This is a genomic window from Janibacter sp. Y6 (genome assembly GCF_040900765.1).
Classification (GTDB): domain Bacteria; phylum Actinomycetota; class Actinomycetes; order Actinomycetales; family Dermatophilaceae; genus Marihabitans; species Marihabitans melonis.
In genome coordinates, this window is the sequence record NZ_JAKLYZ010000002.1 from 197,009 (window position 1) to 221,371 (window position 24,363).

A 24,363-nucleotide genomic window follows, 5' to 3' on the forward strand; every position below is an offset into this window, starting at 1 on the left:
GGCTACCTCCGGCCCGGGGCGGGGTACGGTCGCCGACGTGCCTGGACCTTGGACCCTGCTCGCGCTCGCCGTCGCGCTCTGCCTCCTGCTGTGCGCGCTCGTCGTGTGGATGGTCCTCACAGACCCCGACCCCGGCCCGCGGGGACGTGGCCGGCACCGCGCCCGTCGTCCCCCGCGCAGCGCCTTCCGCCCCGAGGCCGACCCGGAGGCGGAGCCCCCGCGCCGTCCGCGTGCCGCCGTCGTCGTCAACCCGACGAAGGTCGACGACCTCGCGGCGACCCGCGCGAGCCTGGCCCAGGCCAGCGCCCGGCTGGGCTGGGACGACCCCGTCGTCCTCGAGACGACCGCCGAGGACCCCGGCACCGGCCAGGCCCGTCTCGCCCTCGAGCAGGGCGTCGACCTCGTCTGCCCCCTCGGCGGCGACGGCACGACCCGCGCGGTCGCCGCGGCGCTCGCCGGCACCCGCACCCCGATGGGCTTGCTCCCCCGCGGCACGGGCAACCTCCTCGCCCGCAACCTCGACATCCCCGCCGGCGACCTCGAGGCAGCCTTCGAGGTCGCGTGCACCGGTCGCAACAAGGCGATCGACGTCGCCTGGCTCGACCTCGACCCCGTGGCCGAGGTCGTCGCCGACGACGAGGGCCAGGCGGAAGAGCCGGTGCGCGGCGAGCCCGTGCGCCGCCACCCCTTCCTCGTCATGGCCGGCATGGGCTTCGACGCCGAGATCATGGGCAGCACGAGCGAGGGCCTGAAGAAGAGCGTCGGCTGGCCCGCGTACTTCGCGACCGGACTGGGCAAGATCTTCGTGCGCCGCTTCAAGATCCGGTGGAGCGTCGACGGCCAGGAGCAGACCCCCGTCGCCGCGCGCACCATCGTCTTCGGCAACTGCGGCACGCTCACCGGCGGCATCCAGCTCATGCCCTCGGCGCAGATCGACGACGGCCGGCTCGACTGCGTCGTCGTCAGCCCCCGGACGATCGTCGGCTGGGCCTCGCTGGCCGGAAGCGTCCTCTCGCGCTCCGAGCGCGACATGCCCCACCTCGCCCGCACGTCGGGCGAGCGCTTCGAGGTCGAGGTCGACGAGCCCCACCCGGTGCAGGTCGACGGCGACGTCCTCGGCGAGGCGCGCCACGTCGTCGCCACGGTCGACCGGCAGGCGCTCATCGTCCGCTCGCGCTGAGCCACGACGACGAAGGGGTGGCCCCACTGACCGGTGGGACCACCCCTTCGCCCGTCGTGCGGGCTAGAAGATCAGGCTGAGGGTGAGGGCGAAGGCGAAGCCGACGACGCCGATGAGGGTCTCCATGACCGTCCACGTCTTGAAGGTCGTCTTCTCGTCCATGCCGAAGAAGCGGCTGACGAGCCAGAAGCCCGAGTCGTTGACGTGCGAGAGGACGGTCGCACCGCAGGCGATGGCGATGACGATCAGCGCGAGGTCGATGCTGCTCAGACCGCTCGCCGCCTCGACGGTCGGCGCCATGAGGCCGCCGGCGACGGTGAGGGCGACGGTCGCGCTGCCCTGGGCGACGCGCAGCGCCGCCGCGACGACGAATGCTGCGACGGTGACGGGCAGGCCGAGGGAGGACAGGCTGCTCTCGAGCGCCGTGCCGATGCCCGAGGCGCGGAGCACGCCGCCGAACATGCCGCCCGCGCCGGTGACGAGGATGACGACGCACACGGGACCGAGGGCGTCGCCGAGCAGGGTCTCCACCTCGTCGCGGCTGCGGGTGCGCCAGCCGAGGACGACCATCGCGACGAGGGTGGTGATGAGCAGGGCGACCGGGGTCTGGCCGAGCAGGACGAGCCCGTCGGCCCAGGCCTGGCCCTCGGCGATCGCGCCGGTGGACACGAGGGTGGTGATGCCGGTGTTGAGGAAGATCAGGGTGAAGGGCAGCAGGAGGATGAGCAGCACGGTGCCGAAGGACGGCAGCGGGCCGCGGACCCCGCCCTCCGCCTCGAGGTCGTCCTGGACGGTCATCGCCGCGGGGACGGGCAGCTCGAAGCGGCGCCCGGCCCACAGGCCCCACAGGTAGCAGGCGATGAACCACGTCGGGATGCCGATGAGCAGGCCGAACACGATGACGAGGCCGACGTCGGCACCGACGAGACCGGCCGCGGCGACCGGTCCGGGGTGCGGCGGGACGAAGGCGTGGGTCACGGCGAAGGCGCCGGCGGCGGGCAGGGCGTAGGTGAGCACCGAGCCGCCGAAGCGCCGGGCGACGCTGAAGATGATCGGCAGCATGACGACGAGACCGGCGTCGAAGAAGATCGGCAGGCCGAAGAGGAAGGACGCGACGCCGAGGGCGAGCGGGGCCCGCTTCTCGCCGAAGCGTCCGATGAGGGTGTCGGCGAGCACCTGGGCGCCGCCGGTGACCTCGAGCAGACGACCGATCATCACGCCGAGCCCGACGAGCAGGGCGACGTTGGCCAGGGTGCCGCCGAAGCCGTCGAGGAGGGTCGACGGCACGTCGGCGAGGGGGATGCGGGTCGCGACGGCCGTCAGCAGGCTGACGAGGACGAGCGCGACGAAGGCGTGGATGCGCAGCTTGATGATGAGCAGGAGCAGCAGCGCCACCGCGGCGAGCGCGATGAGCAGCATGACCGGCGCGCCGTACGCGGCGACCGGTGGGGCGTCCTCGAAGACCATGACGTGACCTCTCGTCGGGGTGCGCGCGTGCACCCGGGACCACGCAGCGCCCACCACGTGCAGGCCGCGAACCACGTCGTCCGACGTCACGGATCTTGGCGCAAAAGTATGACTATTGCCAGCCGACGCGTCGGCGGGAGGCCTAGGATGCGCCGGGTGAGCACCCCCGCGCCGCGCCGCGACCTGCACGTCGCGCTCCTGCGCGACCTCGGCGCCGACCTGCTGGGCGGCGTCCTCGGCGTGGGCACCGCGCTGTCGACCGAGCAGCTCGAGGCGCGCTACGGCGTGAGCCGCACGGTGGTCCGCGAGGCGGTCAAGGTCCTCGAGTCGGTCGGCGTGCTCACCGCACGTCGCCGGGTAGGCCTCGTCGTGCGCCCGCCGCAGGAGTGGGACGCCCTGTCACCCCTCGTCGTCGGCTGGCGCCTCGCCGGGGTCGACCGGCACCGCCAGCTCGCGGAGATCAGCGAGCTGCGCCGCGGGGTCGAGCCGGTCGCAGCCGCGCTCGCGGCCCGGCGCGACGAGGCCGAGCACGTCGCCCGGATGCGGGCCGCCGTGGAGGGGATGGCGGCCGCCGGTCCGGCCGGCGACCTGCGGGCCTACCTCGCCCACGACGTCGACTTCCACACCGCGCTGCTCCAGGCGAGCGGCAACCGTGCGCTCGCCTCGATGGCCGGTCTCGTCGAGCAGGCCCTCGCCGGTCGCACGGAGCACGACCTCATGCCCGCCGTCCCCGAGCCGCAGGCCATCCGGTGGCACCGCGAGATCGCCGAGGCGATCGCGTCCGGCGACGCGGTGCGGGCCGAGGCGACGATGCGTCTCGTCGTCGACGAGGCCGCCGATGCCGTGGCGCAGCAGGACCCGGCCGGCTGAGCGCCGGCCGCCCGCCCCTGGCGGTGTCGTGACCCGCGGGTAGGACGACCGCCGATCGGTCTCTCCGTCAGGGGCCGCCCCTGGGGCGAGACCGCGAGCGGGGCGGGAGGTCAGTGGTCGTCGTACCCGCGCGTCACCCGTCGACCGCGAAGGCGCGGTCCTGGGCGGGCACGACGCCGTCGGGGTAGGTGCGGGCGAGCTCGGCGAGGGTCGGCCGGCGCGGCTCGCGCAGCTCGTCGGGCAGGAGGTCGGCGATGGCGGCCATGATGCGGTCGGTGTCGCGGGCCTCGCTGCGGTGCTTGAGCTCCACCGGCGGGCCGAAGCGCACCCGCACCGTCGGCGGGCGGCGCAGCGCGAGCACGTCGGGCAGCCGGGCCGAGCGCGGCCACACCTGCTCGGTGCCGCTGAGGGCGAAGGGGATGACCGGCGCGCGGGTGAGCGCGGCGAGCCGGGCCGCGCCGGGCTTGCCGCGCAGGACGGGGTCGAAGAAGTCGGGGCCGCGCGGGATCGTCCCCTCGGGCAGGATCGCGACGAGCTCGCCGCCGGCGATGGCCCGGGCGGCGGGCACGAGCGGGTCGTCGCGCTCGTCGTCGTCACCCTGGCGGTCTACCCGGATGCCGCCGAGCGCGGTCATCACCTGGCCGAGCACGGGCACGTCGAAGATCTCCTTCTTGCCCAGGAAGCGACCGGTGCGCCCGGCCTGACGCATCGCGACGAGCATCGTCGTGACGTCGAAGTAGCTGCGGTGGTTGCCGACGAGGATGGTCCCGCCCGTCTGCGGCAGGTGCTCGACCCCCTCGACCTCGAAGCGGGCGTAGGGGATGAGCTCGGGCCGCGCGATCGCCATGGCGACCTGCTGCACCTCGAGCCCGACGACCGGCACCTTGACGACTCCTGGCGAGGTGTCGAAGTGCAGCACCGGCCAGCGGCGGGCGATCGCGACGCCGAGGAGCCGGGGGTCGGGGTTGACCGCGCCGGGCTCGCCGACGGCGTGCAGGAGCGGCAGGTCGTAGACCGAGTCGGAGTAGGCGTAGGAGTCGGCGAGGTCGACGTCGTGCTCGTCGGCCCAGGCGCGCACCGCGGCGAGCTTGCCCCGCGACCACACGAAGGGGCCGTCGAGCGCCCCGGTGAAGCGCCCGTCGCGCACCTCGAAGCGGGTGCCGATGACGTCGTCGAGCCCGAGCCGGCGGGCGAAGGGGCGGATGAGGTGCTCGGGCGTCGTCGTCGCCAGGACGACGGGGCGACCCGCCCGGCGGTGCTCGTCGAGGAGCAGCCGGGCGAAGGGCTCGACCCGCTCGGCGAGTCGGTCGGCGGCGACCTCCGCGGCCTCGTCGAAGGCGTCGGCGGCCCGGCCGCGCACGAGCAGCCCGCCCTGGCGGGCGAGCGCGATCGAGCCGAGCGTCTCGCCGAAGAGGTCGAAGTAGCCGAAGATCGCGCGCTCGAGCGGCAGCGCAGCCGACGTCACGCCGGTCTCGCGCATCGCCTCGGACAGGGCCGGCCCGGAGGCGCGGCGCAGCAGGGTGCGGTCGAGGTCGAAGAAGGCTGCTCCGGGCACGTGCCCGACCCTAGGGCGCCGGGGCCCGCCGGTGGGCGCGGCGGTGGGGCCGGTCACCCCAGCAGCGCGCGGCCCCGCTCGAGCAGGTCGTCCTGCTTGGCCTGGGCGAAGCCGTCCCACAGGGCAGGGATGCGCCGGGAGCGGAAGTTCTCCTCGAAGACCTCGCGGTGGTCGACGACGAAGGTCCAGTACAGCGCGTCCCAGTCGTCGCGCCACTCCCCCGGCGGCAGGTCCGACATCTTCTTGAGGTAGTTGCTGCCGGAGACGTAGGGCTTGGTCGTCATCGCCTCGCCGGCGGCGAACTGGCTCATCGCGTAGACGTTGGGCACCATCACCCAGTCGTAGGCGTCGACGAAGAGCTCCATGAACCACTGGTAGGCCGCGTCGGGGCGCACCCGCAGCAGGCACATCGCGTTGCCGAGCACCATGAGCCGCTCGATGTGGTGGCAGTAGCCGGTGTCGAGCACCCGCTGCACGACGAGGTCGACGGGCAGCAGCCCGGTGCTCGCGTCCCACCAGCCCGGGGCGAGGTCCTCGTCGTGGTGCAGCCGGTTGCTCGTGCGCATCCGCCGCCCGTAGAGGTGGTAGGTCGCCCGCATGTACTCGCGCCACCCGATGACCTGGCGCACGAAGCCCTCGAGCGAGGCGATCGGCACGTCGTGCTCGTCGGCGTGCGCGAGCACCGCGTCGAGGACCTCGCGCGGGGTGATGAGGCCGATGTTGAGCATCGGCGTGATGAGGGCGTGGTGGACGAAGGGGTGGTCAGCCGAGATCGCGTCCTCGTAGGGACCGAAGTCGGCCAGGCGCTCGTCGAGGAAGGCCGCGAGGTGGTCACGCGCCTCGGCCGCGTCCGTCGGCCAGGCGAAGGTCGCCGGGTCGCCCGGGGCGTCGGGGAACTCCTGCGCCACCCACTCGACCGCCGCCCGCAGGTCCGCGCCGTGCTCGGTGGCGAGGTCGACGCGGGGCGGGTCGTACCCCTTCGGCAGCTTCTTGCGGTTCTCGGTGTCGAAGGACCACCGCCCGCCGACGGGCTGGTCGCCGTCGACGAGGACTCCGAGACGGCGGCGCTGCCAGGTGTAGAAGTGCTGCATCCGGGCCGGGTGCTCGGCGAACCAGCCGCGCAGCTCCTCGCGGGTCGTGAGGAAGCCGGGGGTCTCGAGCACGTCCTGCGCGCGCAGGACGTAGCCGCCGTCGTGCAGCGCCGTCGTGATGTCGCGCGAGAGCCAGTCGTCGTGGACGTCGAAGACCTCGACCCGGTCGGGGCCGATCTCGCGGATCAGCGCCGAGAGCCGCGTCCCGGTGGGCTCGTCGGCGCGGCTCTCGACGACGTCGACCTCCAGGCCGGCCCCGCGCAGCCGGCGGGCGAAGCGGCGCATGCTCGCCCGGTGCAGCACGAGCTTGTGGGCGTGGAAGGCGTACTGCCTGAAGAGGAGGTCGTCCTCGACGAGGACGACACGCGTGCCCTGCGGCACCTCGAGGTGCGCGTCGAAGAGCTGGTGGGGGTAGACCAGGCGCACCGTGACTGCCACGGCGCCACCCTAGGTGCGCGCACCGACGGCGATAGCGTGCAGCCCGTGGAGATCCTCGTCGTCGCAGCCATCGCCGCCGAGGCGGCCTACGTCCCGTCGGGGATGCCCGTCGTGCTCACCGGCATCGGCAAGACCCTCGCCGCCGTCCAGGTGACCCGGGCGCTCGCCGAGCACCCGCGACGCGGCGAGGTCGAGGTCGTCAACATCGGCACCGCGGGCGCGCTGCGCCCCGACGTCACCGGGCTGCACGAGGTCGGCACCGTCCTCAACCACGACCTGTCGGCCGACGAGATCCGCCGGCTGGGCATCGACCCGCGCGAGCGGCTCGTGCTCGACCCCGCCCTGCCGACGACGCTCGCGAGCGGCGACCTCTTCGTCACCGACCCGGTGGTGCGCGACCGCATCGCTCAGCGGGCTCACCTCGTCGACATGGAGGGCTACGCCGTCGCGCTGGCCTGCCAGGAGATGGGAGTGCCGGTGCGCCTGGTGAAGATGGTGAGCGACGGCGCGGACGAGACCGCGCACGACTGGTCGGCCGCGGTCGACGGCTGCGCGCGCGAGCTCGGGGCGTGGCTCGAGGCCTACGCGGCGGGACGCTGATCCCCCTTCGCAGACTCGCCGCTGACCGACCCCACCCGATCCGGACGCACCTTCGACGCGACCCTGACCGCGCGTTCACCCTCCCTCGACCTGGTCCCGGACACGATGGCCGGGCGGCGGCCCGACCGGTCCGGCGCCCCCTTCGCCCAGAGGTGCCCCATGACCCCGACCCGTCGCGTCGCCGCCCTCGCCGGTGCGCTCGCCCTCGTCGTCGCCCCCGCAGCCCTCCCCGCCCAGGCGCTCGCGCCGGCCACCACGACCACGGTCGCCGCCTACGACCCCGGCACGTACTACGACGGCGTCGAGGGGCTGTCCGGCGCCCAGCTGCGCGCGGCGCTCACCGACCTCGTCAGCGACCAGCGGGTCCTGTCGTACTCGCAGGTGTGGGACGGCATCAAGGACGTCGACGAGGACCCGCAGGACACGAGCAGCGTCGTCCTGCTGTACTCCGGCACCTCCTCGCCGAAGAGCAACAACGGCGGCGGGGTCGACAACTGGAACCGTGAGCACGTGTGGGCCAAGAGCCACGGCGACTTCGGCACGAGCGCCGGTCCCGGCACCGATCTGCACCACCTGCGCCCGACGGACGTCACGGTGAACTCCGCGCGCGGCAACCTCGACTTCGACGAGGGCGGGACGCAGAACCAGGAGGCGCCCGGCAACTACGCGGACGGCGACTCGTGGGAGCCGCGTGACGCCGACAAGGGCGACGTCGCCCGGATGATCTTCTACATGGCGGTGCGCTACGAGGGCGCCGACGGCGTCGCCGACCTCGAGGTCAACGACCGCACCGGCAACGGCTCCGCGCCGTACATGGGGCGGCTGTCGGTGCTCAAGGAGTGGAACGAGCAGGACCCGCCGAGCGCCTTCGAGCAGCGTCGCAACGACCGCATCCACGACGGCTGGCAGGGCAACCGCAACCCCTTCGTCGACCACCCCGAGTGGGTCGAGTCGATCTTCTAGACCGACCGGCCGGAGGTCGAGGTCCGCACCGGCACGAGGTGACCGTCTGCCGGAGACCGGGGAACCCCTCCGCGACCGGGTTGTCCGTGCGGGGCCGGGACATGTCCCGGTCACCTCTTGGCATCCCGGTCCGGCGGCGGCATCCCGGTCCGGCGGAGGCGTCACCCCTCGTGAGTCACCCGGCCCCCGAGCACGGTGAGCGAGACGCGCACCTCGCGCAGGCGGGCGGCGGCCTCGGCGGTCGCCGCGCCGTCGCGGGGGTCGACCTCGACGGCGAAGGGGTCGGACGCGAGCAGCACGACGTCGGCCCGGTCGCCGACCCGCAGGTGCTGCCCGTCGGTCGAGGCGGCGAGCGCCTGGAGCGGGGTGATCGCCTGGTCCGGCACCCACGGCGCGCGGTCGTCGGCGCTGCGGTGCACCGCGGCGGCCATCGCCTCCCACGGGTCGAGCGGGGCGACGGGAGCGTCGGAGCCCAGCCGCAGCTCGACCCCGGCGTCGCGCATCGCGGCGAGCGCGAAGCAGCGGTCCGCCCGGTCGGGCCACAGCGCGTCGGTGACGTCGCGGTCGTCGAGCAGGTGGGCCGGCTGCACGCTCGCGGCGATGCCGAGCCGCGCCATCCGCGGCAGGTCCTCGAGCCGGACGAGCTGGGCGTGCTCGATGCTGCCCCGCGCCCCCGACGCCTCGAAGGCGTCGAGCGCGTCGGCCAGCGCCGCGTCGCCGATGGCGTGCACCGCCGCCTGCAGGCCTCCGGCCGCGGCCCGGCGCAGCATCTGGGCGAGCTCCTCGGGCCCGACGTTGCTCTTGCCCCGTGGGTCCGGCAGCACGTCGTCGGTGACGAAGGGCTCGCAGCACCACGCGGTACGGGTGTTGAGCGACCCGTCGCTGATGACCTTGAGCGGGCCCATCGTCACCAGGCCGAGGTCGTCGAGGACGTCGCCGGTGCGCACCCCTTCGCCGAGGGCGTCGTCGAGGGTCGTCGGGTAGGTCGCCGGACGGACCCGGAGGCGGTCGAGCCCGGCGGCGACCCGGCGGGGCCACTCGCGCCACAGCCCGGTCGCGTGCTCGAGGTCGGTGATGCCGACGACCCCGCGGGCGGCGGCCTCGCGCAGCACGCGGTCGAAGGCGGCGTGGACGGCCCGCGGGTTCTGCGGCAGCTCGCCCAGGCGGGCCCACAGGGCGAACCACTCGTCCTCGTCGACATGACCAGGGTGGGGCTCCACGCCGAGCGCCCGGTACGCGGCCGAGCTGAGCCAGCCGCCGTGGCAGTCGCCGCTGATGAGCACAACCGGTCGCGACCCGGCGACCTCGTCGAGTGCGGCCGTCGAGGGCAGGTCGGCCCACCCGCCGAGCCTCCAGCCGAAGCCCTCGACGAGGGAGTCGTCGCCCGGCTCGCCCGCGTCGAGGTGCGCGAGCACCCGGGCGAGCACCTCCCCCGGCCCGGAGGTGTCCGCGAGGTCGACCCGCCGCCCGACGGCAGCCCACTGGCCCATGTGGACGTGCTGGTCCCACAGCCCGGGGACCGCCCAGGTGCCGCTCGCGTCGAGCACCTCGGCCCCCTTCGCCGGCAGGTCCGGACCGCGCTCGGCGACCCGGCCGTCGCGCAGCCGCAGGTCGACCGGCTCGTGGTCCGACCCCGCCGGCCGGACCCCCCGCAGCAGCAGGTGAGGGGTGCTCGTCGTGCTCATGGGTCGCACCCTAGCCACGGGCGCGGGGGTGCTCGCGACGGGCGCCCATACCCCACCCGCGCAGCCACCGCCGACCCCGTCCACAGTGGTTGACTTCCGTCATGAGCGACACGCAGCAGACCCCCGACCCGCAGCCCGACAACCAGCAGCGCGAGGACGAGGCGCAGCAGCGCACCGAAGGGGTCGAGGTCGAGACCGACCAGGGCCCCGACGGCGGCGACGGCGGGCAGCGTCCCGAGGACAGCCCCACCGCGTCCATCTGAGCCATCAGCACCCGGACAGCGACCCTCCTCGGCTGCGGCAACCTCGGCAGCCGCGTCGGGCTGCGCCTCGCGCAGGAGGGCGTGACCGTCACCGGCGTGCGTCGTGACGCCGCCCAGGTCCCCCCGCCGATCCGTGGCGTCGCGGCGGACCTCACCGACCCCGACGTCGACCTGCCCGATCTCGACGCCGACCTCCTGCTCGTCTGCCTCACGGCCGACGGCCGGGACGAGGACGCCTACCGGCGCACGTACGTCGACGGCATGCTGCGCGGCATCGAGGCGGTCGTGCGCGAGCGGACCCCGTCGCGGGCCGTCCTCGTGTCCTCGACCGGTGTCTTCGGCGACGTCGAGGGCGAGGTCGACGAGTCGACGCCGCCCGCCCCCTCCCGGCCCACGGCCCGGGTCCTCCTCGAGGCCGAGCGGGCCTTCGCCGAGGCCCTCCCGCACGGCGTCGTCGCCCGGCTCTCCGGTCTCTACGGTCGCCCGCACCCACGGGTCGTCGACGAGGTGCGCCGCGGCGACGACCACGACCCCGGGCGCTGGACCAACCGCGTCCACCGCGACGACGCCGCCTCGGCGCTCGCCCACCTGCTGACCCGCGTCGACGACCCGGACCGCCTCTACGTCGTCACCGACGACGAGCCCTGCACGTCCGGCGAGCTGCGCGCCCTCGTCGCGGCCGAGCTCGGCGTGCCGTGGGCGACGGGGGATGACGTCACCCCCGTCGGTCGTCGGCTGAGCAACGCGCGGCTGCGGGCGACCGGCTGGCAGCCGGAGATCCCCAGCTACCGCGAGGGCTACCCGCCGCTCGTCGCCGGCAGCTGACCGGGGCCGACGACCTCGCGCAGCGCGGCGAGCTGAGCGCGGTCGAGGTAGGACGGGTTGCTCCCCCACGGGCTGCGCAGCACCTCGAGCCCGCTCAGGACGGGGTGGGCGAGCAGCGCCGGCCGCAGCACGGGCGGGTCGAGAGGGCGCAGCCGCATCGGCAGGTCGTCGACCGGGCCGGGGTGGAGGTCGCGCTGCACCGGGCCGGTGACCTCGCCGACCGCGTGCACCCCTGACGGCACCCGTGCGCTGCCGCCGCTCACCCACAGCAGCACCGGGGCGCCGGGCACGACGAGCTCGGTGCGGTACGAGCGGCGCACGCACCACCGCCGCACCTCGGCGAAGCCCTGCGCGCGCATCGTCTCGACGTCGCTCGCACCGGGGCTGGCCTTGACCAGCCAGGCCCCGACGTCCTCGGCCTGCACGGCCCTCGCGCTGCCGGGGGCGGTCACAGGACGGGCACCTCGTCGGCGAGCGGGCCGAGGAGGTGGCGCTCCTGCGAGGTCGGACGGCGGCGGCCGGACCCGAGGAGGACGGCGTCGACGTCCGCGATCGCCTCGTCGAGCGGCGTGCCGAGGAGGGCCTCGACCGTGGCCCGGGCAAGGCGCAGCGCTGCCGGCGGGGGTGGCGGCCCCGCGACGTCGAGGTCGAGGTGATGGACGGCGAGCTCGACCGCCCACGTCGCGAGGAAGTCGCCCGCCGCGAGCACCTGTCCCTGGAAGTCCACGCAGCGGTCGCCCATGAGCGCGGTCGCAGAGCGCACCGCCCCGGCGGTCGTGACGAGGTGCTCCCAGGCGCCCCGGGGTCGTCGGTAGGCGCTCGCGGTACGACGGGTCCACAGGATCGCGGCGACCGTGTCGTCGTCGCCGTCCTGCGAGCCCGGCCCCTCGCGCCAGTACGAGGCGGCGTCGTGGTCCGGGGTCGCCTCGCTGGGCCTGACGCACCCGCCGAGCATCTCCTCGAGCCCGGTGCGCACGTGGACGAGCACCTCCAGGCGCGACCACCCACGGCAGCGGCTCGGCTCGAGCAGGTCGAGGTCGGGCAGGTCACCGGCCGAGACGAGGGCGTCGAGGGCCTCGTCGAGGGCGCGGCGGCCGTCCTGGAGGGTCACGCGAAGGGGGACGGGCCGGCTCCCGAGGTCGCTCGCCATGCCCTCGACCCTAGGTCGGGCGGCGACTGGGCAGGCGCTTGCGGGCCGGGCTGTCGGTGGCGCGACCTACTGTCGGGTCATGACCTCCACCGTCATCCGGCGCGCGGCGGGAGCGGCGCAGACCCGCCTCGCCCACGCCCTGCGCAGCCGCGTCGCCGGGCCCGACGCGCAGCGCGCCGCCGATCGCATCTGGCGCAGCGAGGGCCCGCGCTGGTTCACCGAGGACGACCCGGTGTGGCGGGTGCACGCCGAGGCCTCGATGTTCCCGGGCGGCATCGCCGCGCTCCTGCTGCAGTCCCTGCACCCGTCCGCCATGGCCGGTGTGGCCGGCCACAGCGGCTTCCGCGGCGACCCGTGGGGCCGGCTGCAGCGCACGAGCCACTACCTCGCGACGACGACGTACGGCACGATCGAGCACGCAGAGGAGGCGATCGCCGTCGTGCGCGCCGTGCACTCCCGGGTCCGCGGCGTCGACGACCTCGGCCAGCCGTACTCCGCCGACGACCCCCACCTCCTGCGCTGGGTGCACATCGCCGAGGTCTGGTGCTTCCTGCGCGCCCACCAGCTCTACGCGGCCAGCCCGCTCGACGTCACCGAGTGCGACCGCTACGTCGAGCAGGCCGCGCTGCCCGCGAGCCGGCTCGGCGCGACCGACCTGCCGACGAGCGTCGCCGAGCTCGAGGCCGCGCTCGAGGAGTACCGCCCGGAGCTGCGCACGACCGAGGCGGCCCGCGACGCCGCCTCCTTCCTGCTGCGCGAGCCCCCGCTGCCCGTGCCCGCCCGGCCGGGCTACGGCCTCATCGCCAGCGGTGCGCTCGGCGTGCTCCCGCCGTGGGCGGGCGAGATGCTCGACCTGCCCGCCCGGCGGGGGCTGGCCCGGTCGCTGGCCCGCGGTGCCGGGGTCGGCGCGACCCGTCTCGTGCGCTGGGGCATGGCGGCGGCATGAGCGCCTGGCCGGGGTCGAGCGGCCCCCCGGAACACCTGCCGCCCGAGCGCTGTTGAGGCCCGCGTGATGGTCACCTACGGATACGAGCACTACGACCGGGCCCGCCACTACTTCGAGGACGGGCAGTACCTCGACGCAGCGCGCGAGCTCGAGGAGCTCTTCACCGACGTGGCCGCCGCCCGGGCCGAGACGCCCGATAGCGGCGACGGCCGCGACCCGGTGGGGCACGGGCTCTCCGAGCCCCGCCTGCTCCTCGCCCGCTCCTACTACCACTCCGCCCAGCTGCGCCGGGCCGAGGAGGCCGCGCGCCAGGTGCTCGACGAAGACCCGCAGGACGCGTACGCGCACCTGCTCCTCGGGCGCACCCTCGTGCGCGCCGGCCGCGCCGACGAGGCGAAGGGCCCGCTGCGCATGGCCGAGCTGCTCGGCGGCTACGAGACCTTGCAGGCCCCGGGCGCCGAGGTGAGCGACGGGGGGATCTGACCCCCCTTCGCCCCTGGCGCACGACGACGGGCTGCCCACCGCATCTGCGGTCGGCAGCCCGTCGTCGTCTCTGCCCGCCCCCGTCGGATCGCCCCGCCCCCTTCGTCGCGAGCTACGGCGCGGTAGTGGTCGTGATCACGACCGGTACTGCGCCGTAGCGCGAGTCAGATGTGAGGCGAAGGGGGTCAGGCGCTGGGGTGGGTCATGTCCATCGGGACGACCCAGGCGTCGAAGTCGGCGCCGTCGACACCGGAGGCCACGGCGGACTCGCGCAGGGTCGTGCCCTCCTTGTGCGCCTTCTTCGCGATCGCCGCGGCCTTGTCGTAGCCGATGTGGCGGTTGAGCGCGGTGACGAGCATGAGGTTGCTCGCGAGGTTGGCCTCGATCCGCTCGTGGATCGGCTCGAGCCCGACGGCGCAGTTCGCGTCGAAGGAGACGCACGCGTCGCCGATGAGGCGGGCCGACTCGAGGACGGCGTGGGCCATGACCGGCTTGTAGACGTTGAGCTGGAAGTTGCCCTGGCTGCCGGCGAAGCCGACGGTCGCGTCGTTGCCGAAGACCCGGGTGGCCACCATCGTCATCGCCTCGGCCTGGGTCGGGTTGACCTTGCCCGGCATGATCGAGGAGCCCGGCTCGTTCTCGGGGATCGCGAGCTCGCCGATGCCGTTGCGGGGGCCGGAGGCGTACCAGCGCACGTCGTTGGCGATCTTCATCAGCGCGCCGGCGAGGGTGCGCTGGGCGGCGCTCACCGCGACGAGCGCGTCGTGCGCGGACAGGCTCGCGAAGAGGTTGCCCGCCTGCGAGAACTCGTGACCGGACTCGGTGGAGATGTGCTGCGCGCACAGCCGCCCGAAGTCGGGGTGGGCGTTGAGGCCGGTGCCGACGGCGGTGCCGCCGATGGCCAGCTCGCGGGCGCGCTCGTCGGCGCGGCGCACGTCCTCGACGGCGAAGTCGATCTGCGCGACCCAGCCGCCGATGACCTGACCGAGGGTGACGGGCGTGGCGTCCTGCAGGTGGGTGCGGCCGACCATGACGACGTCGGCGTACTGCTCGGCCTTCGCGGCGAGGGTGTCGCGCAGCTGCTGCACGCCCGGGTACATCGTCTCGGCGAGCTCGAGGACGACGGCGACGTGCATGGCCGTGGGGAAGGTGTCGTTGCTGCTCTGACCGCGGTTGACGTGGTCGTTGGGGTGCACCGGGTCCTTGCCGCCGCGGCTGCCGGTGGCGATCTCGTTCGCGCGGCCGGCGATGACCTCGTTGGAGTTCATGTTCGACTGCGTGCCCGAGCCGGTCTGGAAGACGACGAGCGGGAAGTGGTCGTCGAGCTCGCCGTCGACGACCTCCTGGGCGGCCTGGGCGACGAGGTCGGCGATGTCGCGCGGCAGCTGGTCGAGCTCGGCGTTGGCCAGGGCCGCGGACTTCTTGAGGATGCCGAGGGCGCGGATCATCGTGCGCCCCCAGACGAAGGTGTCGCGACCGATGTCGAAGTTGCCGAGGCTGCGCTGGGTCTGCGCGCCCCAGTACCTGTCGGCGGCCACCTCGACGGGGCCCATGCTGTCGCTCTCTGTCCGGGTACCGGCGGTGTCAACCATGGGCGTCACGCTACCGGGGCCCGCCGGGCGCGTCGGCGCGAGTCCGGTGGCGCTGCGCCGAGCGAGGACGAAGGGGGCGCGGCCACCCCTTCGCCCGCCGCCCGACTGGTTGACTCGACCCCATGAGCGAGCCCACGACCGAGACCATCACCCTCGACGTCGACGCCCCGGCGCAGCGGGTCTACGCGCTGCTCACCGACCCGGCGCAGCACCCGTCCGTCGACGGCAGCCGGATGGTGCGCGAGCGCCTCGATGGCGAGCGCCTCACGCAGGTCGGGCAGGTCTTCTCGATGCAGATGCGCCGCCGCCTGCCGGGGCGCGACGCCGAGGACTACGTCATGGACAACCACGTCGTCGCGCTCGTGCCCGACCGGGTCGTCGCCTGGCGACCCGGGCCGCAGGGCGGCCAGCCGATCGGGTGGGAGTGGCGCTACGAGCTCGACCCGATCGACGAGCACCGCACGCGGGTGCGGCAGACCTTCGACTGGACCGACGTGCCGGAGCACGTCGTGCGCGACCTCGGCATCTCCATGCCGGCCCTGCCGACGCAGGTGCGCGAGGAGTCGCTGCGCCGCCTCGCGGCCGCCGTCACGCAGTGAGCGCGGCGCCCGCCTGACGTCCGGCGGCCGAGGCGTGGCCGAGCCACGTGTGCCGGTTGCCGGCCCAGCACCAGCCGACCTTGGGCGCGCCGTCGCGCTCCGGGCCGCCGTCGCGCGGTGCGCCTCCGCTGATCCAGATGGCCGGGACACGCTTGTCGTAGCCGGCGCCCTTGGGCTTGCGGGAGCCGATCGTCATGAAGCAGTGGTTCGGCTCCAGGACCGCGGGCTGCTGGAGCAGCCAGCTGATCCCCTCGGTGAGGGTGAGCGGGGTGCGCCCGCGCTCGAGGATGCGCGGCAGCGCCTCGTCGGGGCTGACGTCGCGCAGGTCGTCGCCGCGCTCGACGCCGGTGACGACGTAGAGCGGGGTGTCGGGCACCTCGACCTGCGGGATCGGCCCGAAGGCCACGAGGTCGGTCATGTCGGGCACGACGAAACCGGGCTTGCCGCCGCGCTCGAGCAGGGCGGTCAGCCGGGCGGCGGGCACGAGGCTCGGGTGCACGGCGAGCAGGCCCGTCGTGCACAGCAGGTCACCGCCGAAGGACTCGACGAGCTGGTCCTCGTCGACACCGGCGAGCTCGGCCAGGCCGAGGTCGAGCAGCCGGTCGAGCTGGGACGCGACGAACATGGCGGGTCTCCTCAGGTGCCCGGGCGCAGGAGCCGGGAGTCGGTGGGGCGCTGCGCCAGCCCGGCGAGCGCGCTGTCGAGGTCGGGGGCGACGACGACGTCCGCGAGGCTCTCCGCGCTGACGAAGCCGGCGTCGGCCAGGCCCTGCAGGGCGGTGAGCAGCGGCTGCCAGAAGCCCGCACCGACCGCGGTGGGGAGGTCGAGGAGGGCGATCGGCTTGCCGTGCAGGCCGATCTGGCGCCAGGTCCACACCTCGAAGAGCTCCTCGAGCGTGCCGATGCCCCCGGGCAGGACGAGGAAGGCGTCGCACAGGTCGGCCATCTTCGCCTTGCGCTCGTGCATCGAGGTGACGACGTGCAGCTCGGTGATGTCGTCGCGGCCCCACTCGCGCTGGACCATGAAGTCGGGGATCACCCCGACGACCTCTCCCCCGGCGCCCATCGCGCCGTCGGCGACGGCACCCATGAGACCGGCTCCCCCGCCGCCGTAGACGACGCCGATCCCGCGGCGGGCCAGCTCGGCACCGACGTCGCGGGCGACGTCGACGAGGGTCGGGTCGGCGCCGGGGCTTGACCCGGTGAAGATGCAGACGCTGCGCAGCACCCGCCCAGCGTAGGCACCACACCCCTGCGGACGCCCAATCCCGCAGATCTGCCGGGCGAAGGGGGACCCAGCCCCCTCCGTCCGTCGAGGAGGTGGTAGCGAGCCTCGTAGCCGCTGCTCCAGATGCGGAGCATGCCAGCCGGCCATAGGTTTGCTCGCACGAGCGGACGCACGTCTGCCAGAGCAGGGGAGCCTTCATGAGATCTCGTCAGATCCAGTCGGCCACTCGGACTGCCGCTGCGCTGCTCGTCCTGAGCGCTCCCGCCGCGTCAGCCGAGGCTGACGCGGCTGACGCTCCGACCAGGACCACCGCGTCGCCGGTCCTCCTCGAGGGCAGCACCGATGTCGGCTCCGGACGGCTCATCCAGGTGTCCGTCGGCGACTCCGGGTCACGGTCGTCGGTCGTGGCCCGGACCACGACCGACTCGCATGGTCGGTTCCGCGTCGTGGCCACGGGCCTCAGCGAGCTCGCCCGTCACGCGACCTCGGACGGGCTGGTGAACCTGACAGTCCTGGCACCGATCTCCGGAGGCGGCGTCGAGACCCACCACGTCGTCGCACACATCGGCAAGGCGTCCTCACCTCGCCTGACCCAGACGCTCATCCTCGATCGGTCCACTGCTGGCACTGGTGCTGCGGCCGCGCGTCCGAGTCGAGTGTCGGCGCCGACAGCGGCCACTGACGGGATCCCCACCGAGGTCCCACTCCGTACGGTCGCCGCCGCGTCACCGGTCGCACGGGCCTCGTCGGGACCGGCGAGCCCGACCGACGACTTCTACGCCTGCAAGACGACCTGGGTGAAATACATGGGATCCCGAAAGGTCTTCATCGCGGGCGTGTACTCCGCCAGTCCGACAAGTGCCACCATCAAGGCCTCGTTCCTCACGGGGAGGTCCACCAAGGTCGGGGTGGGTGTCTCGGTGGATGGCACGTTCGGCACCTATTCCGTCAAGGGTGAACGGGCAGTCGAACGCACAGCAACAGAGGACCATGGTGTGCATCGCGGCACGAAACATCTGTACACAGACTTCGGGTTCAGCAAGTACAAGGTCCGGTGCACCTACGGCGGGGTGGAGACGTCCCGCAGGTACGAGATCCGGGCGACCTCACACGACGGCGGACCGACGACAGGTCGCACCTCGACACCATCACTCTGGAAGTGCAAGCAGTACCCCAAGAACAAGGGCATCACCCTGGACTCGTCTCGCGCGTGGCGGAACTACTACGGTGCCGACCTGAAGGGCGCGATCGGGGTGAATCTCAGCGCGGAGACCGGCTATGTCACTGGCTCGAGCCTGCAGTACAACGCCACCGCGTCCAGAGGGGCTCGTCTGTGCGGTGATGATACGTACCCGGCGTCCGGCCCACGGCGGATCGTCGTGCGAAAGGCGTTGTGAGTTCCGCGTCGCGCACCGCCCTGACCTTCGGAGCAATCGCAGCCCTGCTCGCCGCTTGTTCGTCTGAGGGTGAGCAAGAGGCTGTCATCGGACAGCACCTCCGAGTGTCGAACTCGGACATCTCGGGAGAGATCTGCTACCCCTCAGACGACATCCGCGGCTCCGGCGCCAATTACGGCCATGAGATGCTCGTCAACACCTCAGACCACGAGGTAGAACTCCTCAGCGTCCGGTTGAATGAGCCACGGCACGTAGAGCTCGCCGGTAGCTTTATCGCTCCAGAAGAGTACGCCTCGTCGTTCGGCATCCTTGACGGCTGGCCCGGAGAAGGCCTCTCCTCGGCGGCGAAGGACTCTCTCGTCCAGATCCCCGGCGCATCGGTCGCCGGTACGGACGCGGCGTCGACACGCGACGACGAGTTCACCCTTGTGCTGCACCTCAAGCTGCAGGAGCGCTCGGCCTTCGACGGGTTGGTGATCGAGTACCGACTGAAGGGGGAGGAGACGCTTCGACAGACTCGCCCCTCGACCTGGCGGTTTCGCGTCAAGCCTGCATGCGGAGGTGGGGGCTGACCTCGACGCGACGAGCAGCGCCACAGGTGCGCCCGATCACTGACGCGACCGCCCGGCGGCGCCTAGGGTGACCGCCGTCCCCCATCTAGGAGTGCACCGTGGCACGTCCCGATATCACCGTCCTCGCCATCCCCGGCTTCGTCGCCGCGATGGGGGCCGAGTACGCGTGGCAGAAGCGCCACCCGGCGCCCGAGGGCGAGGAGCGCGCGGGCGACTACGAGCTGCAGGACACGATCGCCAGCCTGGCCATGGGAGTCGGCAGCCTCGTCGTCCCGCTCGTCACCGCCCCGGCGCTGCGCCGTCTCGCCCCCAGCAGCGGCCGGCTCGGGACGGTGCTCGCGGGCGTCGGTCTCGCCGCCGCCGCGGCGACCACCGTCGGCGACGTGCTGCGTCGCCGGCGCGAGCTCGGCCACCTGCCGGAGGCCGGCACCCTGCCCTCGCAGCAGGTCGAGCCCGAGCTCGTGCGCTCCCGGGTCGACGCCCTCGGCCGGCTCACCGCCGGCTCCGCGGTCGCCGCCGTCGCGACCGCGGCCCTGTCCGCAGCGACGCTGTGGAGCACCCAGACCTCCGCGACCCGGCTGGCGCGGTGGTCCCCCTTCGCCCTGCACGGCAAGGTCGGAGCACTCGTCGCGATCGCCGGCTGGGACGCCATCTACTACTGGAACCACCGCCTCTCGCACGAGTCGCGCTGGCTGTGGGCGGTCCACGTCGTGCACCACTCGAGCGAGCGTTACAACCTCTCGACCGCCCTGCGCCAGCCCGTCGCCGAGGGCATCACCATGGCCGTCCCCTACGGCCTGCTCGCGCTGCTCGGGGTGAGCCCGCGCGCCATCGAGGACGCCCGCGCGATCAACCTCATCTACCAGTTCTGGATCCACACCGAGGCGATCCGCTCCATCGGCCGTCTCGAGCGCGTGCTCAACACCCCCAGCCACCACCGCGCCCACCACGGCAGCCAGCGGCAGTACCTCGACATCAACCACGGCTCGATCCTCATCGTGTGGGACAAGCTCTTCGGCACCTTCGAGCCCGAGGACGAGCGGGTGCGCTACGGCCTGACGCGCAACCTCGAGACCTACGACGTGCGCACCATCGCCACCCACGAGTGGCGCGACATCGCCCGCGACGTCGCCACCGCGCCGACCTGGTCCGACCGCGCCGGCTTCCTCCTGCGCGGACCCGGGTGGGCCTACGAGCGGCGGGCCGAGCTGGCGGCGCAGGCCACCCCACCGCGTCCCGTGGCCACCCCGGTGGCCGGCTGAGCCCCCCTTCGCCCGACCCGCCCTCGACGACCCGGCCGAAGGGGGTTGCCCGCTGAGACATCATGGGCGGGTGACCATCGTCTTCCTCCACGCCCATCCCGACGACGAGGCCTCCGGCACGGCCGGCTCGATGATCCTCGCCAGCGACGCCGGACAGCGGGTCGTCGCCGTCTACGCGACGGGCGGCGAGCTCGGCACGGTGCCCGACGGGGTCGGCGTCGACGGCCTGGCCGCCCACCGCCGTGCCGAGGCCGAGGCCTCCGCCCGGGTCACCGGGACGGCGCGCGTCGAGTGGCTCGGCTACCGCGACTCCGGGATGCACGGGTGGGAGCAGAACTCCCACGACGGCTCCTTCCACGGCGCCGACGTCGACGAGGCCGCCGGGCGTCTCGCCGCGATCCTCGACGAGGAGGACGCCGACGTGCTCGTCGGCTACGACTGGCACGGCGGCTACGGCCACCCCGACCACGTCCAGGTCCACCGCGTCGCCCACCGGGCCGCCGAGCTGGCCGCCCGCCGACCCCGCCTGCTCGAGGGCACGATGAACCGCGACGAGATCCGCCGCGGCATCGCCGCCGCGAAGGAGATGGGCATGGACCCCGGGTGGGACGCCGACGAGCCGATGGCGGACGGCGAGCCGATCGGCCTGCCGCAGGAGCAGATCCACCACCGCGTCGACGTCACCGGCGCCCTCGACCGCAAGCGCCGCGCGCTGGAGTGCCACGGCAGCCAGGAGGACGTGCAGGGGATGCTGCAGATGCCGCCGCCGGCGTACACGGCGATGTTCGGCGTCGAGTACTACACCGAGCCGGGCGCGGAGCCCGGGATGGTGGACGGCAACCCCTTCGTCTGACCAGGCGCGTTCCGTCCTGCGGAAGATGGTGAGGCAAGGCTTACCTGTGCGCTACCGTTCTTCTCGTGAGCAAGAAGGTCCGGATCGGCAAGATCAAGGTCAAGCAGAAGTGCTGCGTGTCCAAGAAGCGCTGCGACTCCTGCCCGATCCGCCTGCTCAAGGAGGGCAAGATGCCCGACGGCTACGCGGTCCACAAGCGCAAGCTCGTCACCGTCGAGGCCAAGTCGAAGCTGAAGAAGGCCGCCTGAGGCTCGCCTGTCCTCACGTGACAGCAGCCCCCCGTCTGCCTAGCCTTGCGCGGTATGACGACCTCGCGCTTCGCCGCCCAGCTCAACGTCCAGATCGGTGAGGAGTTCGCGGCCCACCAGCAGTACGTCGCGATCGCCGTGCACTACGACGCGCTGACGATGCCGCAGATGGCCGGCTTCTTCTACCGGCAGGCGCGCGAGGAGCGCGACCACGCGATGATGATGATGCGCTACCTCATCGACACCAACCAGCCGGTGCAGATCCCCGCCGTGTCCGCGCCGGTGAACGGCTTCGAGGGTGTCGTCGCCCCGGTCGAGCGGGCGCTCGCGCAGGAGCGCGAGGTCACGACGCAGATCCACGGGCTGACCCGCACGGCGCGCCAGGAGGACGACTTCGCGGCCGAGCAGTTCATGCAGTGGTTCATCAAGGAGCAGGTCGAGGAGGTCGCCGTCATGGACGACCTGCTCGCCGTCGTCGCGCGCAGCCAGGACGACGTCAACGACATCGAGACCTACGTCGAGCGCGAGCTGCAGGCCGGCGGCGAGGACCCGATGGCCCCGCCGGTCGCCGACGCCTGAGCCTCAGGGGTAGACGACCCGCAGCCGCTCGAGGACGACGGGCATGTCCGGCCGGTAGCCACCGGCCGCGTGCGCCTCGAAGTAGTGCTCGTGCGCGAGCCGCCAGTAGCGCAGGCTGCGATCGCCCTCGCCCTCGGCGTGCGCGTGGTCCTCGTCGACGTCCTCGAAGGGGATGACCCGCACGTGCGTCGTCTGCACGAGGGCCCGGGGGTGGCCCGCCCCGTCGAGGACGATGCCGAGATCGCCGGCCTCGGGCAGCGGCTCGCCGGCCGAGAGGTAGTCGGAGTGGGCGCTCGCGGTGGCCGTCTTCGTGCCGTCGAGGACGAGCGCGAGGAGCCGGTCGGCCTGCTCGGGCGTCGAACCGAAGGCCCACGACGGCGGGCGGAGCAGCCCGAGCGGGTTGACCCCGGTGTAGGTCGGGACGCCCGGCAGGCGCAGCCGACGGCTGGCCAGAGACCAGAAGGTGTCGAGCTCTCGGTCCTGCTGCGTGCGCTCGACCATGACCTCAGCCTGCCACGGGCGTGACGCGCACGCGCCCGTCGACGACCTCGAAGGAGACGTCGGCGAGCGAGTCGACGACGAGATCGGCGTCGCCGAGGTCACCGGGCTCGGTGGTCGTGGTGACCGCGAGCACCGCGCACCCGGCGGCCCGGGCCGCGGCGATGCCGCTCGGGGCGTCCTCGCACACGAGGCAGTCGGTCGGGTCCACGCCGAGCCGCTGCGCGGCGAGGAGGAAGGGGTCGGGCGCGGGCTTGCCGCGATCGACGTCGTCGACCGTGACGAAGGCCTCCGGGGCGTCGATGCCCGCGGTCGCGAGGCGCACCTGGGCGAGCTCGCGGTGGGCCGAGGTCGCGACGGCGTAGCGCCCGCCCTGCTCGGCGAGGGCCTTGATCGCCACGAGCACGCCGGGCAGCGCGACGATGCCCTCGACGTCGGCGAGCTCGAGCTCGTCGATGCGGGCGAGCGCGGTCGTCGCGTCGAGGTGCGGGGCGACGGAGTCGATGATCGCGGCCGCCGGCAAGCCGTGGTGGCCCGCGAGCGTGCGCGGGTCGACGTCGTGCTCCTGCGCCCAGCGCACCCACGAGCGCTCGACGGAGCCGCTCGAGTCCACGAGTGTCCCGTCGTTGTCGAAGATGACGGCGGCGAAGGTGCGGTCGGCGAAGGGGGATGAGCTCACCTCCCCATCATCCCCGGCCCGCCTGGTCGGCGCCCCGGGCGGGGTCAGGAGCCGGTGACGACGAGGTCGGCGTACTCGTCGTGCCGCTCCACGTACGACGCGATGAAGGGGCACGTCGGGACGACGAGCTTGCCCTGCGCGCGCACGTCGTCGAGCGCGCCGCGTGCGAGCGCCGAGCCGACGCCCTGGCCCTCGTACGCGTCCTCGACGACGGTGTGCGGCAGCTGGATCGCCTCACCGCGGTCGCGGTACTCGGCGTACCCGGCGACCTGGCCGTCGACGACGGCCTCGTAGCGGGAGCGCTGCTCGTCCTTGCGGATCTCGATGTCGGCCATGTCCGTCATCGTGCCACCGCAGGCCCCCGGCGACGGGTCCGCGAGTCCCGCAGCCCGGCGCCGAGGTAGACGAGGCCGACGAGGGATAGACCGAGGACGAGCGTGACCGGCAGGACGAGAAGCGTCCACCCGAGCACCTGACCGACGGCGCCGGGCTGCGGCGCCGAGGACCGGTCGACGGCCGCGGTGACGGCGACGAGGGCGAACCACAGGAGCAGCGGCACCGAGGGCAGGAGCCCGGCGAGGACAGCCACCGCGTGCCGACGACGACCGCGCCGGCGAGGCGCGCGCGCATCCCCCGGGCCGAGCGGCGGCATGGGGGTGCTCATGGCGCGGCGACCGCCCGAGGCCCGCGACGAGAGGCGGCCCGGGCCGGTACGACGAGCAGCACCGAGCCCACGACGACCTGCCAGGCGATGGGGGCGTAGACGGCGACGCGCTCGGTGAGCCCCTGCAGGTCGGGCAGCACGGCGAAGCCCACCCCGCCCGCGGTGCCCGTCACGGCGAGGACCGCCGCCAGCAGGGCCGCCCTGGGGTGGTCGCGGCGCAGGGTCGCCGCGAGCAGCACGAGGACGAGCACGCCGCCCCCGATCGCGAGGAGCGCGGCGACCCCGTGCCGCAGCGCCTCGGGCGAGCCGGCGACGGCGGCGTCGGACAGGGGCGCGAGACCGACGCCGGCGATGCCCGCCCCGTAGACGAGCGCGGCCCCGGCGGTCACGACCCCCAGACGACCTGCGGCTCCCCGCAGCAGCGACAAGCCGACGGCGACGGCGAGCGCGACCCGCACCCCCTGGGCGAGCATCATCGCGTTGATGACCCCGTGCCACGGCGAGCACGCCGGGACGGCACCGCCCCCGCAGTCGGTGCGACCCAGCTCGCTGATGACGGTGCCGGTCCACGAGTACGCCGGCCCGGTCCATGCCGAGGCCGTGACGACCTCGGCGACGACGAAGGCGCCGGACAGGAGCAGCAGCAGCCCGAGCACCCGCGTGCGATCGGCGCTCAC

29 protein-coding genes are annotated in these 24,363 nt (G+C 73.6%); 15 read left to right on the top strand and 14 right to left on the bottom strand.

Annotated features, from left to right (window positions below; all coding sequences use genetic code 11):
• Nucleotides 1–37: 37 nt before the first annotated feature.
• Nucleotides 38–1,180, top strand: a complete 1,143-nt coding sequence (locus L6241_RS05865; RefSeq protein ID WP_368245350.1) for a diacylglycerol kinase family protein — start codon at nt 38–40, stop codon at nt 1,178–1,180.
• Nucleotides 1,181–1,243: 63 nt separating this feature from the next.
• Here the strand turns inward: L6241_RS05865 and L6241_RS05870 are convergent, their stop codons facing one another.
• Entirely contained in the window at nt 1,244–2,647 is a 1,404-nt protein-coding gene (locus tag L6241_RS05870) for a GntP family permease (RefSeq protein ID WP_368245351.1), read from the bottom strand.
• A 156-nt stretch (nt 2,648–2,803) separates the two neighbouring features.
• Here L6241_RS05870 and L6241_RS05875 point away from each other — a divergent pair, with 156 nt between their 5' ends.
• Nucleotides 2,804–3,517, top strand: a complete 714-nt coding sequence (locus L6241_RS05875; RefSeq protein ID WP_368245352.1) for a FadR/GntR family transcriptional regulator — start codon at nt 2,804–2,806, stop codon at nt 3,515–3,517.
• 133 nt (nt 3,518–3,650) lie between these two features.
• Here L6241_RS05875 and L6241_RS05880 read toward each other — a convergent pair whose 3' ends face one another.
• Nucleotides 3,651–5,072, bottom strand: a complete 1,422-nt coding sequence (locus tag L6241_RS05880) for an HAD-IB family hydrolase (protein ID WP_368245353.1) — start codon at nt 5,070–5,072, stop codon at nt 3,651–3,653.
• A gap of 53 nt (nt 5,073–5,125) precedes the next feature.
• Complete coding sequence (locus L6241_RS05885) at nt 5,126–6,601, bottom strand: cryptochrome/photolyase family protein (RefSeq protein ID WP_368245354.1); 1,476 nt, start codon at nt 6,599–6,601, stop codon at nt 5,126–5,128.
• 45 nt (nt 6,602–6,646) lie between these two features.
• On the opposite strand from L6241_RS05885, the gene L6241_RS05890 reads away from it, so the two are divergent.
• Nucleotides 6,647–7,201: a nucleosidase gene (locus L6241_RS05890; RefSeq protein ID WP_368245355.1), complete on the top strand. Its 555-nt coding sequence runs from the start codon at nt 6,647–6,649 to the stop codon at nt 7,199–7,201.
• 159 nt (nt 7,202–7,360) lie between these two features.
• Complete coding sequence (locus L6241_RS05895; protein WP_368245356.1) at nt 7,361–8,164, top strand: endonuclease I family protein; 804 nt, start codon at nt 7,361–7,363, stop codon at nt 8,162–8,164.
• A 161-nt stretch (nt 8,165–8,325) separates the two neighbouring features.
• On the opposite strand, the gene L6241_RS05900 is transcribed toward L6241_RS05895, so the two are convergent.
• Nucleotides 8,326–9,849, bottom strand: coding sequence for an amidohydrolase (locus tag L6241_RS05900; protein ID WP_368245357.1), 1,524 nt, complete (start codon nt 9,847–9,849; stop codon nt 8,326–8,328).
• A 101-nt stretch (nt 9,850–9,950) separates the two neighbouring features.
• On the opposite strand from L6241_RS05900, the gene L6241_RS05905 reads away from it, so the two are divergent.
• Both L6241_RS05905 and L6241_RS05910 read left to right on the top strand, forming a co-directional pair.
• Nucleotides 9,951–10,112: a hypothetical protein gene (locus tag L6241_RS05905; RefSeq protein ID WP_368245358.1), complete on the top strand. Its 162-nt coding sequence runs from the start codon at nt 9,951–9,953 to the stop codon at nt 10,110–10,112.
• Between the two features lie 3 nt (nt 10,113–10,115).
• Nucleotides 10,116–10,937, top strand: a complete 822-nt coding sequence (locus L6241_RS05910; protein WP_368245603.1) for an NAD-dependent epimerase/dehydratase family protein — start codon at nt 10,116–10,118, stop codon at nt 10,935–10,937.
• On the opposite strand, the gene L6241_RS05915 is transcribed toward L6241_RS05910, so the two are convergent.
• Both L6241_RS05915 and L6241_RS05920 read right to left on the bottom strand, forming a co-directional pair.
• Nucleotides 10,910–11,389 (bottom strand): hypothetical protein, encoded by a 480-nt coding sequence (locus L6241_RS05915; protein ID WP_368245359.1) that lies wholly within the window; start codon nt 11,387–11,389, stop codon nt 10,910–10,912. The two genes, L6241_RS05910 and L6241_RS05915, sit on opposite strands and share 28 nt — an antisense overlap.
• Nucleotides 11,386–12,087 (bottom strand): maleylpyruvate isomerase N-terminal domain-containing protein, encoded by a 702-nt coding sequence (locus tag L6241_RS05920; protein ID WP_368245360.1) that lies wholly within the window; start codon nt 12,085–12,087, stop codon nt 11,386–11,388. The genes L6241_RS05915 and L6241_RS05920 overlap by 4 nt, the downstream gene beginning before the upstream one ends.
• Nucleotides 12,088–12,166: 79 nt before the next feature.
• Between L6241_RS05920 and L6241_RS05925 the strand changes: the two genes are divergently transcribed.
• Entirely contained in the window at nt 12,167–13,033 is an 867-nt protein-coding gene (locus L6241_RS05925; protein ID WP_368245361.1) for an oxygenase MpaB family protein, read from the top strand.
• Nucleotides 13,034–13,099: 66 nt separating this feature from the next.
• Nucleotides 13,100–13,516, top strand: a complete 417-nt coding sequence (locus L6241_RS05930; RefSeq protein WP_368245362.1) for a tetratricopeptide repeat protein — start codon at nt 13,100–13,102, stop codon at nt 13,514–13,516.
• A 185-nt stretch (nt 13,517–13,701) separates the two neighbouring features.
• Here the strand turns inward: L6241_RS05930 and fumC are convergent, their stop codons facing one another.
• Nucleotides 13,702–15,108 carry a class II fumarate hydratase gene (gene fumC / locus L6241_RS05935; RefSeq protein ID WP_123093033.1) on the bottom strand — a complete coding sequence of 469 codons (1,407 nt, stop codon included), beginning with the start codon at nt 15,106–15,108 and terminating at the stop codon, nt 13,702–13,704.
• 122 nt (nt 15,109–15,230) lie between these two features.
• Here fumC and L6241_RS05940 point away from each other — a divergent pair, with 122 nt between their 5' ends.
• Nucleotides 15,231–15,707: an SRPBCC family protein gene (locus L6241_RS05940; protein WP_368245363.1), complete on the top strand. Its 477-nt coding sequence runs from the start codon at nt 15,231–15,233 to the stop codon at nt 15,705–15,707.
• On the opposite strand, the gene L6241_RS05945 is transcribed toward L6241_RS05940, so the two are convergent.
• Entirely contained in the window at nt 15,697–16,332 is a 636-nt protein-coding gene (locus L6241_RS05945; RefSeq protein WP_368245364.1) for a DUF5701 family protein, read from the bottom strand. The two genes, L6241_RS05940 and L6241_RS05945, sit on opposite strands and share 11 nt — an antisense overlap.
• Nucleotides 16,333–16,343: 11 nt before the next feature.
• Complete coding sequence (locus L6241_RS05950) at nt 16,344–16,934, bottom strand: TIGR00730 family Rossman fold protein (RefSeq protein WP_368245365.1); 591 nt, start codon at nt 16,932–16,934, stop codon at nt 16,344–16,346.
• A 197-nt stretch (nt 16,935–17,131) separates the two neighbouring features.
• Between L6241_RS05950 and L6241_RS05955 the strand changes: the two genes are divergently transcribed.
• From L6241_RS05955 to L6241_RS05980, 6 genes are all read left to right on the top strand, one after another.
• Entirely contained in the window at nt 17,132–18,331 is a 1,200-nt protein-coding gene (locus L6241_RS05955; protein WP_368245366.1) for a hypothetical protein, read from the top strand.
• Nucleotides 18,328–18,903, top strand: a complete 576-nt coding sequence (locus tag L6241_RS05960; RefSeq protein WP_368245367.1) for a hypothetical protein — start codon at nt 18,328–18,330, stop codon at nt 18,901–18,903. The genes L6241_RS05955 and L6241_RS05960 overlap by 4 nt, the downstream gene beginning before the upstream one ends.
• A gap of 98 nt (nt 18,904–19,001) precedes the next feature.
• Nucleotides 19,002–20,165, top strand: coding sequence for a sterol desaturase family protein (locus tag L6241_RS05965; protein WP_368245368.1), 1,164 nt, complete (start codon nt 19,002–19,004; stop codon nt 20,163–20,165).
• Between the two features lie 70 nt (nt 20,166–20,235).
• Nucleotides 20,236–21,018: a PIG-L family deacetylase gene (locus L6241_RS05970; RefSeq protein WP_368245369.1), complete on the top strand. Its 783-nt coding sequence runs from the start codon at nt 20,236–20,238 to the stop codon at nt 21,016–21,018.
• A 65-nt stretch (nt 21,019–21,083) separates the two neighbouring features.
• Complete coding sequence (locus L6241_RS05975; protein ID WP_068270315.1) at nt 21,084–21,266, top strand: hypothetical protein; 183 nt, start codon at nt 21,084–21,086, stop codon at nt 21,264–21,266.
• A gap of 54 nt (nt 21,267–21,320) precedes the next feature.
• A complete protein-coding gene (locus tag L6241_RS05980) occupies nt 21,321–21,845 on the top strand; it encodes a ferritin (RefSeq protein ID WP_201467909.1) in 525 nt (174 codons plus the stop codon).
• 3 nt (nt 21,846–21,848) lie between these two features.
• Here L6241_RS05980 and L6241_RS05985 read toward each other — a convergent pair whose 3' ends face one another.
• The 5 genes from L6241_RS05985 to L6241_RS06005 are packed head-to-tail and all read right to left on the bottom strand — an operon-like array spanning nt 21,849 to nt 24,363.
• Nucleotides 21,849–22,346 (bottom strand): ASCH domain-containing protein, encoded by a 498-nt coding sequence (locus L6241_RS05985; protein ID WP_123093129.1) that lies wholly within the window; start codon nt 22,344–22,346, stop codon nt 21,849–21,851.
• A 4-nt stretch (nt 22,347–22,350) separates the two neighbouring features.
• Complete coding sequence (locus L6241_RS05990) at nt 22,351–23,022, bottom strand: HAD-IA family hydrolase (RefSeq protein ID WP_368245370.1); 672 nt, start codon at nt 23,020–23,022, stop codon at nt 22,351–22,353.
• A 44-nt stretch (nt 23,023–23,066) separates the two neighbouring features.
• The gene (locus tag L6241_RS05995; protein ID WP_123093015.1) at nt 23,067–23,357 is read right to left on the bottom strand and encodes a GNAT family N-acetyltransferase; all 291 of its coding nucleotides are present in this window, start codon (nt 23,355–23,357) and stop codon (nt 23,067–23,069) included.
• A gap of 5 nt (nt 23,358–23,362) precedes the next feature.
• The gene (locus L6241_RS06000; protein WP_368245371.1) at nt 23,363–23,686 is read right to left on the bottom strand and encodes a hypothetical protein; all 324 of its coding nucleotides are present in this window, start codon (nt 23,684–23,686) and stop codon (nt 23,363–23,365) included.
• Nucleotides 23,683–24,363 carry a DUF998 domain-containing protein gene (locus tag L6241_RS06005; RefSeq protein ID WP_368245372.1) on the bottom strand — a complete coding sequence of 227 codons (681 nt, stop codon included), beginning with the start codon at nt 24,361–24,363 and terminating at the stop codon, nt 23,683–23,685. Before L6241_RS06005 ends, L6241_RS06000 begins: the two co-directional genes overlap by 4 nt.